General features: G+C 44.5%; 10 protein-coding genes and 1 pseudogene. 3 read left to right on the forward strand and 8 right to left on the reverse strand.

What is annotated here, in order from left to right:
• Positions 1-66: 66 nt before the first annotated feature.
• From lon to tig, 4 genes are all read right to left on the reverse strand, one after another.
• A complete protein-coding gene (gene lon, locus RH86_RS19115) occupies positions 67-2418 on the reverse strand; it encodes an endopeptidase La (protein WP_005595880.1) in 2352 nt (783 codons plus the stop codon).
• Positions 2419-2544: 126 nt separating this feature from the next.
• A complete protein-coding gene (gene clpX / locus RH86_RS19120) occupies positions 2545-3825 on the reverse strand; it encodes an ATP-dependent protease ATP-binding subunit ClpX (protein WP_005595878.1) in 1281 nt (426 codons plus the stop codon).
• Between the two features lie 123 nt (positions 3826-3948).
• Positions 3949-4563, reverse strand: coding sequence for an ATP-dependent Clp endopeptidase proteolytic subunit ClpP (clpP, locus tag RH86_RS19125; protein WP_005595876.1), 615 nt, complete (start codon positions 4561-4563; stop codon positions 3949-3951).
• Positions 4564-4669: 106 nt separating this feature from the next.
• Positions 4670-5971 carry a trigger factor gene (tig, locus tag RH86_RS19130; protein WP_005595874.1) on the reverse strand — a complete coding sequence of 434 codons (1302 nt, stop codon included), beginning with the start codon at positions 5969-5971 and terminating at the stop codon, positions 4670-4672.
• Positions 5972-6506: 535 nt separating this feature from the next.
• Here tig and RH86_RS19135 point away from each other — a divergent pair.
• Positions 6507-8342 (forward strand): ATP-binding protein, encoded by a 1836-nt coding sequence (locus RH86_RS19135; RefSeq protein ID WP_050798551.1) that lies wholly within the window; start codon positions 6507-6509, stop codon positions 8340-8342.
• Positions 8342-9679 carry a sigma-54-dependent transcriptional regulator gene (locus RH86_RS19140; RefSeq protein WP_009388073.1) on the forward strand — a complete coding sequence of 446 codons (1338 nt, stop codon included), beginning with the start codon at positions 8342-8344 and terminating at the stop codon, positions 9677-9679. The genes RH86_RS19135 and RH86_RS19140 overlap by 1 nt, the downstream gene beginning before the upstream one ends.
• Before the next feature lie 55 nt (positions 9680-9734).
• On the opposite strand, the pseudogene RH86_RS19145 reads toward RH86_RS19140, so the two are convergent.
• The 4 genes and pseudogenes from RH86_RS19145 to hutW form a co-directional block, all read right to left on the reverse strand.
• Positions 9735-11859 (reverse strand): annotated as a pseudogene (locus RH86_RS19145) (TonB-dependent hemoglobin/transferrin/lactoferrin family receptor).
• Positions 11860-11943: 84 nt separating this feature from the next.
• Complete coding sequence (gene hutZ / locus RH86_RS19150) at positions 11944-12528, reverse strand: heme utilization protein HutZ (RefSeq protein ID WP_009388074.1); 585 nt, start codon at positions 12526-12528, stop codon at positions 11944-11946.
• Positions 12525-13046 carry a heme utilization cystosolic carrier protein HutX gene (hutX, locus tag RH86_RS19155; protein WP_005595860.1) on the reverse strand — a complete coding sequence of 174 codons (522 nt, stop codon included), beginning with the start codon at positions 13044-13046 and terminating at the stop codon, positions 12525-12527. Before hutX ends, hutZ begins: the two co-directional genes overlap by 4 nt.
• Before the next feature lie 35 nt (positions 13047-13081).
• A complete protein-coding gene (gene hutW / locus RH86_RS19160; RefSeq protein WP_009388075.1) occupies positions 13082-14491 on the reverse strand; it encodes a heme anaerobic degradation radical SAM methyltransferase ChuW/HutW in 1410 nt (469 codons plus the stop codon).
• A 307-nt stretch (positions 14492-14798) separates the two neighbouring features.
• Between hutW and RH86_RS19165 the strand changes: the two genes are divergently transcribed.
• A complete protein-coding gene (locus RH86_RS19165; RefSeq protein ID WP_223296367.1) occupies positions 14799-15626 on the forward strand; it encodes an energy transducer TonB in 828 nt (275 codons plus the stop codon).
• Positions 15627-15636: the final 10 nt, after the last annotated feature.

Genomic DNA, 15636 nt, shown 5'->3' on the forward strand with positions numbered 1-15636 from the left:
AAAAAACGCTGACAAGCATTTTTCAGCTAATCAGCGTAATCTTTTACTTATTTTTGCTGCACATCACTATTTTTCAGTAGTGAACTCAACACCGGATGGATCTCTTTCCAAAGCAACGCTCAGAACCTCATCAATCCACTGTACTGGAATGACTTTCAAGTCTGCGATCACGTTCTCAGGAATCTCTTCCAAATCACGTTCGTTGTCTTTCGGGATCAGCACGGTTTTGATGCCGCCACGGTGCGCAGCAAGCAGTTTTTCTTTCAAACCACCGATCGGTAAAACTTCACCACGCAGGGTAATTTCACCAGTCATCGCCACTTCTGCTTTTACAGGGTTACCCGTTAGGCTAGAAACCAATGCGGTACACATTGCGATACCCGCACTTGGACCATCTTTTGGCGTTGCACCTTCAGGAACGTGCACGTGGATGTCACGCTTCTCGTAGAAGTCTGAGTTAATACCCAGTTTTTCCGCACGAGTACGGACCACCGTCATCGCCGCTTGAATCGACTCTTGCATCACTTCGCCAAGCGAACCCGTTTGAGTTAACTTGCCTTTGCCCGGCATAGATTCAGTTTCAATCGTCAGCAAATCGCCACCGACTTCTGTCCATGCAAGACCCGTGACTTGGCCAATACGGTTGCTGTCATCCGCTTTGCCGAAGTCAAAACGTTGCACGCCCAAGTACTCTTTCAAGTTATCGATTGAGACAGTCACCGACTTCAGTTCGCTGTTAAGCAAAATGTTCTTCACTGCTTTACGGCAAATCTTCGAGATTTCGCGCTCTAAGCTACGTACACCCGCTTCACGTGTGTAGTAACGGATAATGCCGATGATCGCAGAATCTTCGATGGTGATTTCGTTAGGCTTCAAACCATTGCGTTTTACCTGCTTATCCAACAGGTGACTTTTCGCGATGTTTAGCTTCTCATCTTCGGTGTAACCCGATAGACGAATCACTTCCATACGGTCCAATAGCGGCCCAGGAATGTTCATCGAGTTTGATGTTGCAACGAACATCACATCTGATAAATCATAATCCACTTCTAGGTAATGATCGTTGAACGCATTATTTTGTTCAGGATCAAGTACTTCAAGTAGTGCTGATGATGGATCGCCACGCATGTCTGATGACATTTTGTCGATTTCGTCCAATAGGAACAGTGGGTTTTTCACGCCAACTTTCGACATTTTCTGAATCAGTTTACCTGGCATAGAGCCAATGTAAGTACGGCGGTGACCACGGATTTCCGCTTCGTCACGAACCCCACCCAGCGCCATACGGACGTATTGACGACCCGTTGCCGAAGCAATTGAGCGACCGAGTGACGTTTTACCCACACCTGGAGGACCAACCAAACATAAGATTGGGCCTTTAAGCTTGTTAATTCGGTTTTGTACCGCCAAGTACTCAAGAATACGTTCTTTCACGCGCTCTAAGCCGTAGTGATCTTCATTTAAGATCTCTTCCGCTTTGGCAAGGTTCTTTTTAACCTTGGTGCGTTTAGACCATGGCACACCGATCATCCAATCAATATAGCCACGAACCACGGTCGCTTCTGCTGACATTGGCGACATCATTTTTAATTTTTGTAGTTCTTGCTCGGTTTTCTCGCGCGCTTCTTGCGGCATTTTTGACTCTTCGATTTTCTTTTTCAGAACTTCGAATTCATCAATGCCATCTTCGCCTTCGCCAAGCTCTTTCTGAATCGCTTTCATTTGCTCATTCAGATAGTACTCACGCTGCGATTTTTCCATCTGCTTTTTCACACGAGTGCGAATACGCTTTTCAACTTGCAGGATATCGATCTCTGATTCCATCTGGCCCATAAGGAACTCAAGACGTTCAGTGATATCAAGGATCTCAAGAACTTTTTGCTTATCGACTAATTTAAGCGGCATGTGAGCGGCGATCGTATCGGCGAGACGAGCGGCTTCATCAATACCGTTTAATGAGGTCAATACTTCTGGCGGGATCTTGCTATTCAGCTTGATAAAGCCTTCAAATTGATTGATCGCACTACGTACAATCACTTCTTGTTCGCGTTCATCCAGATCATTGGTCACCAGATATTCTGCGTCGGCCAAGAAGAATTCGTTTTCGATAAACTGATGGATTTTGGCGCGTTGTTGACCTTCAACCAGCACTTTAACTGTGCCATCTGGAAGTTTTAGCAACTGTAGAATAGTCGCCACTGTACCGACAGAGAACAAATCGTCTTTGGTCGGTTCTTCAGTGTCGGCTTCTTTTTGCGCCACCAACATTACCTGCTTATTGGATTCCATCGCGGCCTCTAAGCAAGCAATCGACTTCTCTCGGCCAACAAACAAAGGAATTACCATGTGCGGGTAAACTACTACGTCTCGTAGAGGTAGTACGGGGATCTCGATACGTTCGGAACGTTCCAAGTTCATATTATTCTCTCTTCCGCTTAGTCTTATCAGAAATATATGGGGGCTAATTGATTGGATTCAATAGAGGAATAAAAAAAAGGAGGATTTCATATCCTCCTTTTTTATTGGCTGTTGCTAGTAACGAAATTACGATTCCGCGCCAGCAGCTTGGCTGTCTGTGTTGCTGTAAATTAGCAGTGGTTCAGACTCACCATTGATTACTGATTCATCAATCACAACTTTACTTACGTTGTCCATTGAAGGCAGTTCATACATGGTCTCAAGCAATACAGCTTCTAGAATTGAACGTAGACCACGAGCACCTGTTTTACGATCCATCGCTTTTTTAGCAATAGCACGTAGTGCATCTTCGCGGAATTCCAATTCAGAATCTTCAAGTTCAAATAGCGCAGCGTACTGTTTCGTTAGTGCGTTCTTTGGCTCACAAAGAATTTGGATTAACGCTTCTTCATCCAATTCAGTCAGTGTCGTTGTTACTGGTAGACGACCGATGAATTCAGGAATAAGACCGTATTTAACCAAATCTTCAGGCTCAACTTGCTTAAACAGTTCGCCAACGGTTTTGTTTTCGTCTTTTGAACGCACTTCTGCGCCAAAGCCGATACCAGCACCGGTTGCAACACGTTGATCAATCACTTTATCTAGGCCAGCAAATGCGCCGCCACAGATGAAGAGGATCTTCGATGTATCAACTTGAAGGAATTCTTGTTGAGGGTGCTTACGGCCACCTTGTGGTGGAACTGAAGCAACGGTACCTTCGATAAGTTTTAGTAGCGCTTGTTGAACACCTTCACCAGACACGTCACGCGTGATTGATGGGTTTTCAGCTTTACGAGAGATCTTATCGATTTCATCAATGTAAACAATACCACGTTCTGCTTTCGCCACGTCGTAATCACATTTTTGAAGTAACTTCTGGATGATGTTTTCTACGTCTTCACCTACGTAACCTGCTTCTGTCAGGGTGGTAGCATCCGCCATAGTAAACGGTACATCTAGGAAGCGAGCCAACGTTTCTGCAAGCAGTGTTTTACCACTACCGGTTGGACCGATAAGCAGAATGTTACTCTTACCAAGCTCAACACCTTCGCTCGTTGTATCACCATTACGTAAACGCTTGTAGTGGTTGTAAACGGCTACGGCTAGCACTTTTTTAGCGTAATCTTGGCCAATCACATAATCATCGAGGTGCTCACGAATCTCGCGTGGCTTAGGCAACGCTTCAGATTGTTTCTTAGGAAGCACATCTTTGACTTCTTCGCGAATAATGTCGTTACATAGATCAACACATTCATCGCAAACGTAGACTGACGGACCGGCGATTAACTTGCGAACTTCGTGCTGGCTTTTGCCGCAGAAAGAGCAGTACAGCAGCTTACTGCCGCTCTCTTTGCTTTTATCTGTCATTCGCTAACCTCTTAGCCTTAACTCTATACGCTTTGAGTGTATAACAGTTTGGGGTAACTTTCCCCTCAGAATTGAGCAGAACCTCCGCTCAATTCAGCTAAACTGGACTCAAAGCAAGTTTCATTAACCGCGGTGGGTTAACACTTGATCGATAATACCGTATTCGGCCGCTTGCGCCGCTGACATGAAGTTATCACGATCAGTGTCACGCTCAATAATATCCATCGGCTGACCAGTGTGCTCTGCAAGCAAGTTGTTCAGCTTTTCTTTGATAGATAGAATTTCTTGGGCGTGAATTTGGATATCTGACGCTTGGCCTTGGAATCCGCCTAGTGGCTGGTGAATCATGACACGTGAGTTAGGCAAAGCAAAACGCTTACCTTTCGCGCCACCAGCAAGGAGGAATGCACCCATAGAACAAGCTTGACCTGTACATAGCGTGCTCACATTTGGCTTGATGAACTGCATGGTATCGTAAATAGCCATACCTGCAGTAACGCTGCCACCTGGAGAGTTGATGTAAAGGAAAATATCTTTATCTGGGTTTTCAGATTCAAGGAAAAGCAACTGGGCAACCACTAGGTTTGCCATGTTGTCTTCCACTTGACCTGTCAAGAAGATGATGCGTTCTTTTAGCAAGCGAGAATAAATATCGTAAGAACGTTCACCACGGGAAGTTTGTTCAACCACCATCGGCACTAGTGCGTTCATGATAGTATTTTGTTCTTGGTAGCTCATATTCTGATGTCCCTAAAATAAATGGCCCGGATGATGAATATCACACGGACCATTGTTAGCAGAATAGTTAATGCTTAGTCAACTTTTCTACGCAAGATATTGCTTATTAAGCAGGCTGTTGGTTCATAAGCTCGTTGAAGCCAACTGCTTTTTCAGTAACCTGAGCTTTAGCGATGATTGCGTCAATAGCTTGCTCTTCTAGAGCGATGTTGCGCATGTTGTTCATCATTTGCTCGTTTTGCTCGTAGTAAGCAACAACTTCAGTTGGATCTTCGTAAGCAGTCGCCATCTCTTCGATTAGAGATTTCACTTTAGCGTCATCCGCTTTAAGCTCTTCAGACTTGATTACTTCACCTAGAAGAAGACCTACAACTACGCGACGTTTAGCTTGCTCTTCGAACAATTCACGTGGCAGTTGAGCTGCTGCTTCTGGGTTACCACCGAAACGTTGAGCTGCTTGTTGACGAAGAACTTGGATCTCTTGGTCGATTAGCGCAGCAGGTACGTCGATGTCGTTTTCTTTAACTAGACCGTCGATTGCTTGCTGTTTGATGCGGTTCTTAACAGCTTGCTTAAGTTCGCGTTCCATATTCTTACGAACTTCAGCTTTAAGTGCGTCAATGCCGCCTTCAACTACGCCGAACTTAGCAACGAATTCGTCGTTTAGTTCTGGAAGTTCACGAGCTTCAACTTTGTTTACTTTGATTGCAAACTTAGCTGCTTTACCTTTTAGGTTTTCAGCGTGGTAATCTTCTGGGAAAGTCACATCGATTTCGAATTCCATACCAGCTGTTTTACCAGTGATACCGTCTTCAAAACCAGGGATCATTCGGCCAGCGCCCATCTCTAGTGGGAAGTTCTCAGCTTTACCGCCTTCGAACACTTCACCGTCGATAGAACCAACGAAATCGATTGATGCACGTTTGCCTTCTTCAGCTGCTTCTTCAACTTCTTTCCAAGTTGCTTGCTGCTTACGTAGCGTGTCGATCATTTCTTCAACGTCAGAATCTTGTACATCCGCTTGTGGTTTTTCTACAGCGATGTTTTCAAGACCTTTAAGAGCGATCTCTGGGTACACTTCAAAAGTTGCGTTGAATACTAGATCAGCGCCTTCTTTTGTCTCAACAGGAGCAAAAGTTGGAGTACCAGCTGGGTTGATCTTTTCTTTAACGATCGCTTCGATGAAATGACGGTGCATTACTTCACCCATCACGTCTTGACGTACTGCTTTACCGTACATCTGAGCAACCATCTTCATTGGCACTTTGCCTTTACGGAAGCCATCGAAACGACGGTTTTTAGCGATGTTGCGTAGTTCAGCAGTAACAGCGTCTTCGATGTTTGCAGCTGGAACAGTAATGTTTAGACGGCGCTCTAGGCCTTCTAGCGTTTCAACAGTAACTTGCATTATAAATTAACCTCAATACTGGCTCGGTTAAACCGAGCGTATGAGCTACCGAAGCAAAGCTTGGTAACTGCATCCTTGTTTGTACTCTAAGAGCACCTATTTAGATTCGAGAATCGACAACACTGATTCGCGCTATCGAACTAATTAGCGATATCTTTTCTGTTCATCGCCGTTCAAGCCATTTCAGCTATCATCACAGCGCACCCAGCGAAAGGTATCTCCGATTAGTCTCAGGATATAAATTTAGACGCAGCATTCTAACGACCTAGGCCATAGCTGTCGAGCCGATCCCATCCAACATTCAGGGAATATCCTAAATTCTCATTTAACTGCTACAAAAACGAACGATAAAGCAGTCAATGTACACAGAAATGGGGACATTAATGTGTTTTTCAATAGAAACTAGCGTTTTTTTTAATTGGAGTAATAAAAGGAGATCTAAGTCCGGTTTTATCGCCCATTTTCACAAAGCGGTACAACACCTTGATAACAAAACCCGATAGGCTGACGCTAAAAGGATTGATAAGGATTTTACATCTTGGCTATTCGACGCGTGAATCTCTACATTTTGGTGCTGTTTTTTCTCTGCCTAGTCTTGGGAGGTCGTTGGGTGTGGAACCTGAACTATCAAGCCCAACTTGAGCAACATCAGGCACAATTAGATCGCTTTGCTAGCCACATTAACACCAAACTGGATAAATACGCCCACTTGCCACAGCTGCTCGCGCAAGATAAAGAAATTATTTCCGCCCTACTCAAACCGAAGAACTCAGCACAGGTCGATATTACCAATCGCTACTTGGCCCAGGTCAATCAAGTGATTAATGCCGCCGATAGCTATTTACTCGATGCCCAAGGTACAACTTTAGCGGCCAGCAACTGGGATTTACCACGCAGTTTCATCGGACGTAATTTCGCATGGCGGCCGTATTTCTCACAAGCTATACAGGGCGATAGCAGTGAATATTTCGCTTTAGGATCCACCTCTGGGCAACGTGGTTATTACTACAGTTATCCGGTGGTCTATGCCGCGGAAATCATTGGCGTCATCGTGATAAAAATGGATCTCACCGCCATCGAAGCGAACTGGAATAGTGAGAACAATTACTTCGTCGCCACCGACGTCAATCAAGTCATTTTTATGTCGAGCAATCCTCAATGGCTATTTCACAGCTTGAGTGATATCGATCAGCAAACCCAACAACAGATCGTTCAATCTAGGCGCTATCTCGATTCTGCCCTCCCTTCACTTGGCCTACAAGGTGATTTCAACCTCGGTCAAACAGAATTTCAAGACGTAACCAAAGGCGGAGGGCAAGGCGACTATATTGTGTCGTCCCGCGCACTGAAAGATGTCGACCTCATCATTCGCGTGCTCTCGCCAAAACGAACGGTGCTTTGGCCTACGTTGAGCTTCTTACTGGTACTGACACTGTTTTTCACCATTGCGATTCTCTCCTTACAACTCGTCCATCAGCAAAATCAAAGAAAGCGCCAGTTTGAACAGTTACAGTTAGAAGCCAAACAAAAATTAGAGTTTTTAGTCATGGAACGCACCGCAGAGTTGCATGCTGAAAACCATGAACGAGAAAAAACCGAACAAGTATTACGACAAACCCAAAATGAGCTAATTCAAGCAGCCAAACTTGCGGTGTTAGGCCAGATGTCGGCCAGTATCAGCCATGAACTCAATAACCCACTCGCGGCCATTCGTAGTTTTGCAGATAACGGTCGACGCTTTTTAGCAAAAGGCGAAACTGAGCGAACAGATGACAATTTAAGCCGCATCTCAGCACTGACAATACGGATGGCAAAAATTAGCGAGCAACTCAAATCCTTCGCCCGTAAATCTGACAGTTCAGAGCGGCACACATTAAACCTCATCCCTGTGGTTGAAGCAGCTCTGGCGTTAACTTCTCCTCAATTGAAAGCCAAACAAATAGCGGTAGCAACCGAGTTTACTGATGATTCAATTAAGGTTGAGGTCAACCCGATCCAGCTTGAACAAGTACTGGTTAATTTAGTCAGTAATGCCATTCAAGCCATTGAGACACAAGCCGAGCGCAAAATAGCACTGAGTATTGAAACAACAGACACTGAAGTACATGTTCATATTGATGACAATGGGGATGGCATTGATGACAAAACGAAAATGAAACTGTTTGAACCCTTTTACACCACCAAAAAGAATGGTCTTGGCTTAGGTCTGTCTATCTCACAACAAATCATGCATGCCATGGAGGGGGACCTCACCTCCTCTTCTTCAGCACTTGGTGGTGCGCGTTTTACCTTGTTACTGAGTAAAAGTGCTTCGTCTCACACGGCGAAAACCATTGATATAACGAACCCACAACCGATGAAGGACGAATGATGGACGACGTTTTTTTTATCGATGACGAAAGCGATATCCGAATTGCCATCAAGCAAAGCTTCGAGCTGGAGAATATTTCTGCGCGTTTTTTTGCCGATGCCGAGCAAGCGTTATTGGCCATCAAAGCCGATGGCTTACCAAAAGTCGTCATTAGCGATATTTGTTTACCAGGCATTTCTGGAGAAAACCTACTCTCAACCGTCCTTAACCAAGACACCGATGTCCCGGTGATCTTAATAACCGGTCATGGCGATATCGCGATGGCCGTAAAAGCACTGCGTAGCGGCGCCTACGACTTTATCGAAAAACCTTTTTCGGTTGATCGTCTTATCGATACCACTCGGCGAGCGCTCGATAAGCGTAATCTGACTCTCGAAAATCAAGCATTAAAACGCAACCTCAAAGCAAGCCAGACTTTAGGGCCTCGTATCATCGGTGATAGCCAATTGATGATCACTCTCCGCGATACCATTACGCATATTGCTGATACGCAAGCTGATATTCTTTTATTTGGTGAGACAGGCACAGGTAAAGAGCTGTTTGCCCGTTCAATTCATGAGCAAAGCGGACGTCGAGAGCAAAATTTCGTTGCCATCAATTGCGGCGCCGTAGCTGAAAACTTAATTGAAAGTGAGCTTTATGGCCATGAAAAAGGCGCATTTACCGGAGCCGATAGCATTCGTATCGGCAAAATCGAACATGCCAATGGCGGAACGCTGTTTTTAGATGAAATCGAATCCATGCCGATGCAGGCACAAATTCGCTTATTGCGAGTATTACAAGAGCGCAGCATCGAACGAGTGGGTTCCAATTCGCTCATCCCGATTGATATTCGCGTGATCGCCGCGACGAAAGTGGACCTAAAACTAGCTGCCGAGCGCGGGGAGTTTCGCCAAGACCTCTATTATCGTCTAAACGTAGTGACATTAGATCTGCCGCCACTCCGTCGGCGAAAAGAGGATATTCCGGCCCTATTCCATCATTTTTTGTTGGTGGCCGCGGCCCGCTATGGCAAAGACGCAGCCTCAATTCCACAAGCGGACCTGCAAGCGTTACTTAGCCATGACTGGCCGGGTAACGTCAGAGAGCTAAGAAACAGTGCGGAGCGATTTGTTTTGTTAGGCAACTTAGGCCAACTGGATAACGTGAATTCTGCCGAATTAAATGCGCCAACGCTAACAGACCAAGTGGCAGAATTTGAGAAATTGGCTATCGAACAAGCGCTAACCAGCAATGGCGGTCGCATCAATGAGACGATGCAACAATTGCAGGTAGCTCGTAAAACCTTATACGATAAAATGCAGAAATATGGGTTGGATAAGAATGATTATAAATAATAAAGGGCACCACGTGCCCTTTAAAATAATTATCTAAACAATGACTTAAGATCGACTAGAAATCATACTTAACCGTAACGGCCCAATTGCGGCTCGCTTGAGTTAAATCTTTATCAACAACGGTTTCACCCTTAACATCATTCCAGCTGTAATACTCTTCGTCAGTTAAGTTGAAGACACCAGCTCGAAGTGTTAAATCCTCCATTGGCTTGTAGTAAGCGGTTAAATCAACCACGGTCGCGCTCGAGATAGGCAGAATATCGGACTCGTCAGTATTGATATCACTCTTTTTCTTCGCTGCGGTATAACTAAGGTTTAAAGAAGTTCCCCACTGGTTAATCGAATCATAATTCAATCCAATCACGGCATTCCATGGATTGACATCGTTCAGAGGTTTACCTTCGCCATCTTTTCCTTCCGTATAAGCGGCCGCAACTCGCGAACTGAAACCTTCAACAGGCATAAAACCATCCCAAGACAGACGATTGGATAATTCAATGCCTTTAATCACTGCCTCTTCGACATTCACGTATTGAATGATTGCAGGATTCATTGGATTTCTCATTTCACCAGAGACTTGTTTAGATTCAATAAAGTTATCGTAATCACTGTAGAAAACAGCAATTTCACTCTGTGAAATATCGTTATTGTGTCTCCAACCTAATTCGTACGAGATACTTTCTTCAGCTTTCAAATCCGGATTTGGCTTATTGATATAACCATGATTCGGGTTACCGAAAGAGTAATAGAGCTCTTTAAATTCTGGAGCGCGGAAACCTTGACTCACTTGAGCAAAAATTCGGTGTTCTTGGTTTAGTTTGTAGATCGCCCCTAAGCGCCCCGTCACTGCTGAATCAGAAAACTTAGTGTAATCACTTTGGGCATTGCCGCTTGGGTTGGCAGTTGCATCACCTGGATCGGTGTTAAATGAGTCAAAGCGTAATCCTGGAGTAATAATCCAATCACCCATGGTAATTTCATCTTGAACGAACAGACCATAGCGACTTTCACTGGCACTCGGCATATAGAAAATTTCTTTATCTACGCCTGGATTATTGCGTTCTTTATTGATGTTTTTTTATGTCTTTATCTTGGTAAGACATACCATAAACAATGTAGTGCTCGGTCGAACCTAGTGAAAGGAATTTATCTAACTGAATATCAAACTGGTAACCTTTATCACTGTAGATATAGTCTTTGGTTTGAGCGATAGGAATGGCCCCTGGATTGTTAGGTTCAACCGTTCGATTTGTTAGCGCGCTTTCATCTTTATTGAGATAGCTCAATTGCCATTCAATCGCATCAGCGATTACAAGATCGCCCCCCCAAATATGTTTGATGCCAAGTTGATATTGTTTAGTTGTGTCATTACTCGATGCATTTGAGTAGCTTGAGTAACGATTCGACTCGTAAGTCTGCGGCCCTGTACTCTCATTGCGAATATAGTTACCACTGAACTCGATTCTGTTGGCTTGATTAAGTTGATATTGCAACTTGACCAGTAAGTCATTAGCTTCACTATCCAACGATTCCGGACTGCCAAAGTTTTCTAGCTCTTTACCATCTCGTCGCGTATAGGCCACAAGTGATTCTAATTCTCCGACCTTGTTCGCTAAAGCGACAGATTCACTAAACGTTCTATCCGCTGAGGAGTAATTAAATTTCGCATGACCACCAACATCTCGCCCTTGGAGGAAATCGGCAGGATCTTTGGTTTCAAAAGCAACGATACCGCCAATTGCATCCGAACCTTGCAATGAGGAAGCCGCACCTTTAACCACTTCAACAGATTTCAATAAATCTGTATCCACTTCAACTCTTGATGAATTAAGAAACGTGCCACCAGAATCAAATTGATTCCCTTGTGATACTCCATCAACCAGTACTTTGATACGGTTTCCTTCAATACCGCGGATATTAATGCCCTGCACACCTTGACGAGCATTGGTTTCCACCGTAACACCCGGAGTATATTTGAACAGGTCATCAAGACCTGTAACCATATCATTTTCAATCTCAGTATCTGTTATAACAGATACTGAGGCAGCAACATCGTCTAGTTGGTTGTTTGTACGTGTCGCTGATACCACTACTTCATCGAATGAGTAGACTTCTTCTGCCAATGTTGGAGCAGATAAAACAGCGCTGATTAACAGCGCAAGTTGAGTTTGCTTTATCATCAATATATCCATTTAGAATGATTAAAAAACTCCCTCGATTTAGAATATTATTAATAGGGAGTCTGAGAATTCCGCAAGGCGCAATTATGCCGTACGGGCTTTTTCGGCTTGAACGTGTCCTTCGGTGAGATGAACAAAATCCAGTAAATCATTACCCGAAATTTCAAATGCCTGGCCGAATCCTTTTACATAACGTCCCGACTCTGGCGTCAGACGATACAAATTAAAGTCCCCAAGCTCGCTTAGGTTGTCGATGATCTCGCCAAAACGAGCTTGTAAAGCTGCAACACCGCGTTGCCAAGTGGGTGAGTGTCTTTCAACCAATTCTGCTGTGGTGTCGAATGTTAAACGCTTACGCGCATAGATCTGTTTTGCTTCACTCTCGTCTTGCACCATCATGATCGAGACATTGCGATTGGTTTTGAGATTACGCCCATGAGAGGCGATATCACTCACCAAGATATAATAGGCTTGGCTATCAAAAGCGAACGGTGCGTAAGTGGCATTAGGAATGCCTTCTGGGCTGATCGTTGCAAGCTGAAGTGTTTGGCGAGAATCTCTAAATTCTTGTACTTCTGGCTCTAAACGATTTTGTAGACGCTCTCGACGTACCTCTTCTCTTTGAGAGGTTTGGTCTTGATTATTTTCTGGCTGACTTTCTAAACTCATGCGCTTAATTGCTCCTTCATTTTGCCAAATTCGATCACTTGTTCTACGAGTAGTTGACGCTTTTTGTCACGCCCAACATAGACTTTAAAAATGCAGTTACCCTCAGCATCAAAAAAACCAATATAGTGGCTTTCCATACGACGAAATGGCTTACTAACAAACGCGATATGGGCAACTAAGTCGAGACGCAAGTGACCATGCAACTCACCTTCTCTCCCCATAAGATTGTAGTAACCATGGGCTTCCTTTCCTTTGGGAAATGGGGCTTTAGTTTCAAATATTGACCCAAACGAGTGGACAATCGTCGTAACGTTTCCCCAAGCAGGCAATTGCTCTAAGATCGCTTGAGCATGCTGTCCATCAACCTGCGTCAACATCGCTTCTGGCAATGCAAAGGTGATCGCGCCTTCGCTCAATGCAAGTTGCTGAGACATTTCAGACACTGGCGTGGCGGCATCAAGAGCCAGTGCTGCTGTTACTTTCTGTTTTACTTCTGTCATTGAACATGTGCTGTACATGCTTTCTCCTTAGGTTCGAATTTATCTAACGGTTGTTAGCCAGCTAAAGCCAAGCGATTCGCTTGATCGTTCTGGATAACTTTAATGAGATTCGTCGCCAAATTAACCGACCAAAATTGGCCAGCTTGTGTGAGTGCAACCGCCTGTTCGGTTATCGTCACAAGCCCCCGTAATTGCCAAGCTTCAAATAGCGGCATCAATCGCTCAAACCATGGGATAAAGTCATGTTTTAGCAACACTCCTCGGTCAAACGCGGCTTTGAATTGGTTCAGAGAGGCATTGTTTGGGTCACTTTTAAACGCCATACCAACAGGGAACTGCTGCTGTTGAATAGCCTCGATGTATGCATTCATATCGCGGTGCTGCATCGCACTTATGCCATTGAAATTACCGCCCGCACCTGCGCCGATAGGCAATACTTCCGCATTGGTTTTCGCTAAGCTGTTATAAATACTTCGCTCACGATTCGTTGAAGCCCAATGGTTCACACTCAAGCGACGTTGATGAAAACGGGCCATAAAGTCCGCTCCCATTTTGTACATTTCAGCTTTGGTTGCCGTATTGGCGGGTTGAGGAAGTTTCCCTTGTTCGATCAAACGTGCCATTGGCAAGTTTTGCAATTCAAGTAATTGGTAGAGATCAACACCATCAACGCCTGTTTCGAGATACATCTGCAAATCATGTTGCCAAATGTCTAGCGTCTGATACGGCAAACCATAGAGCAAATCGATCACGATAGGCGCAGCGTTATACCGCACCATCTTTTGTAACGTCTCAATGACTACGTCGCCATCATCAAGACGTTTAGCCGCCCGACGAACCTTGCTATCAAAGCTCTGCACACCTAGAGAAAATCGGTTAAATCCCCCTTCAAGCGCTGACTCAAACTTTGCCTCACTAAAGCGGTTTACTCGGCCCTCTAAGGTAATTTCACAGTCCGGTGTCAATGGGAAGTACTGGCGAATCATCTGGCCTAGCTGTTTGATTTGCTCGGCACTTAGATCCGTTGGCGTACCACCACCGACGTAAACTGCTTGAAAAGGCAGGCTTTGTGTCCAAACAAATGCAGATTTACGCTCAATTTCTAACGTTAATGCAGCAAAGTATTCGGCGATCAATGACTCACTCGAGGCGTACTGAAAAAAGTTGCAGTAGGTACAACGAACTCGACAAAAAGGAATATGAATATAGAGACAGCGTGCTTTGTTCATCGCTGGCGTATTGAGCGCATCTAAAACGCTATCTTGTGTTTTACTTTGCGCTACAGGTACTGAGCCACCACCAACATGAGGGCCAGTTTTACCGCTAAAAGCAAAACGAAGTGGATCGGGGGTATTCCGACCAACGATAGATTCATCATGACTATCAAACGTAATTACGTCAGTAGCAGGCACATCTAAGCGAGCGACCTCTATAGGGGAAGCTCCTGAGGCGATTGGATTCATAGCGTCTTCATGGCACCTATTTCACTGCACACAAATTGACGAAATGTCAGCAAAAGCATTCAGATTGCTTACTCACTTAGTGGAGAAACTCATCCTGCTGCCATGCCATGTTCGACGTGAAACTTGTGGGTGAAATCTTATAAATAAAGTTGTAAATAAGAATTATTCTCGACATAATATAGATCGCAAGTGATAATGCAAATGATATTTGATCTCATTATTATTTAATGGATAATAGGTCTCGTTGTTCGGTGTCGGTTTGCTTTCTCACACCATTTTATTACGTCAATTGTTTGTGGGTTTCCTCATGGCAAAGCTTCGCTACTTTATTGCTGGATTGATTGCATGTCTTATTCAAGGCGTGGCGTTGTCATATGCTCCACAAGAGAAAATTCTGCAGGTATCTATGGACCAAGGTATCAATGCCGTGCAGATTCAACTGCTTGCCCAAGCGGCTGCCAAACCCATTGAACAAACAAAAAGTCACCTTGATGACATCAGCAAGCAACAAGAACTCGAACGCCCAACAGAGCCGGAAAGGCCGCAACAAGACAAGCTGAAGACGAACGCTAGCAAGCCTAAACCTGTCGTGGCAAAAAAGCCTACGCTAGAGCCTGCAAAAACGGAGACACCAAAACCTGATCCTCTAAAGCATCAGAAAACGGTTATGCCAAAGAGCAAGCCAGATTCTCATATAACCGATGTGAAGAAGATTGAAAAATCAGTCGCTAAGCAAGACATTCCGCCAGCGGCTAAACCAAAACTGAAGCCGCAAGAAAACGCAAAAAAAACCATCGAACACGCCGATGAAATGAACGCCGAACCACACCAGAGCGCCGCACAAAATCGTGAACCGATGCTCGTAAGTAAGCCGCAATTCAGTGCCAAACCTGTTCCAGTTTCTTATCCAAGGCTCGCACGTAAAAAAGGACTCGAAGGGAAAACACTAATTGAAGTATGGCTCGATAGAGAAGGAAAACAGGTTAAGCAGAAAATTATCTCATCCAGCGGCCATTCCATACTGGATCAGCGAGCATTGAATACCATCAAACAATGGCAATTTTCACGCCGAATAGAGCAAGGCCAAGCTATTGCTCATCGTGTGCAAATTCCGATTAATTTCAAACTACAGTAGTACCACAAAT

Origin of the sequence: Vibrio sp. N418, assembly GCF_000222565.1 — a bacterium.
GTDB classification, from domain to species: Bacteria; Pseudomonadota; Gammaproteobacteria; order Enterobacterales; family Vibrionaceae; genus Vibrio; species Vibrio scophthalmi.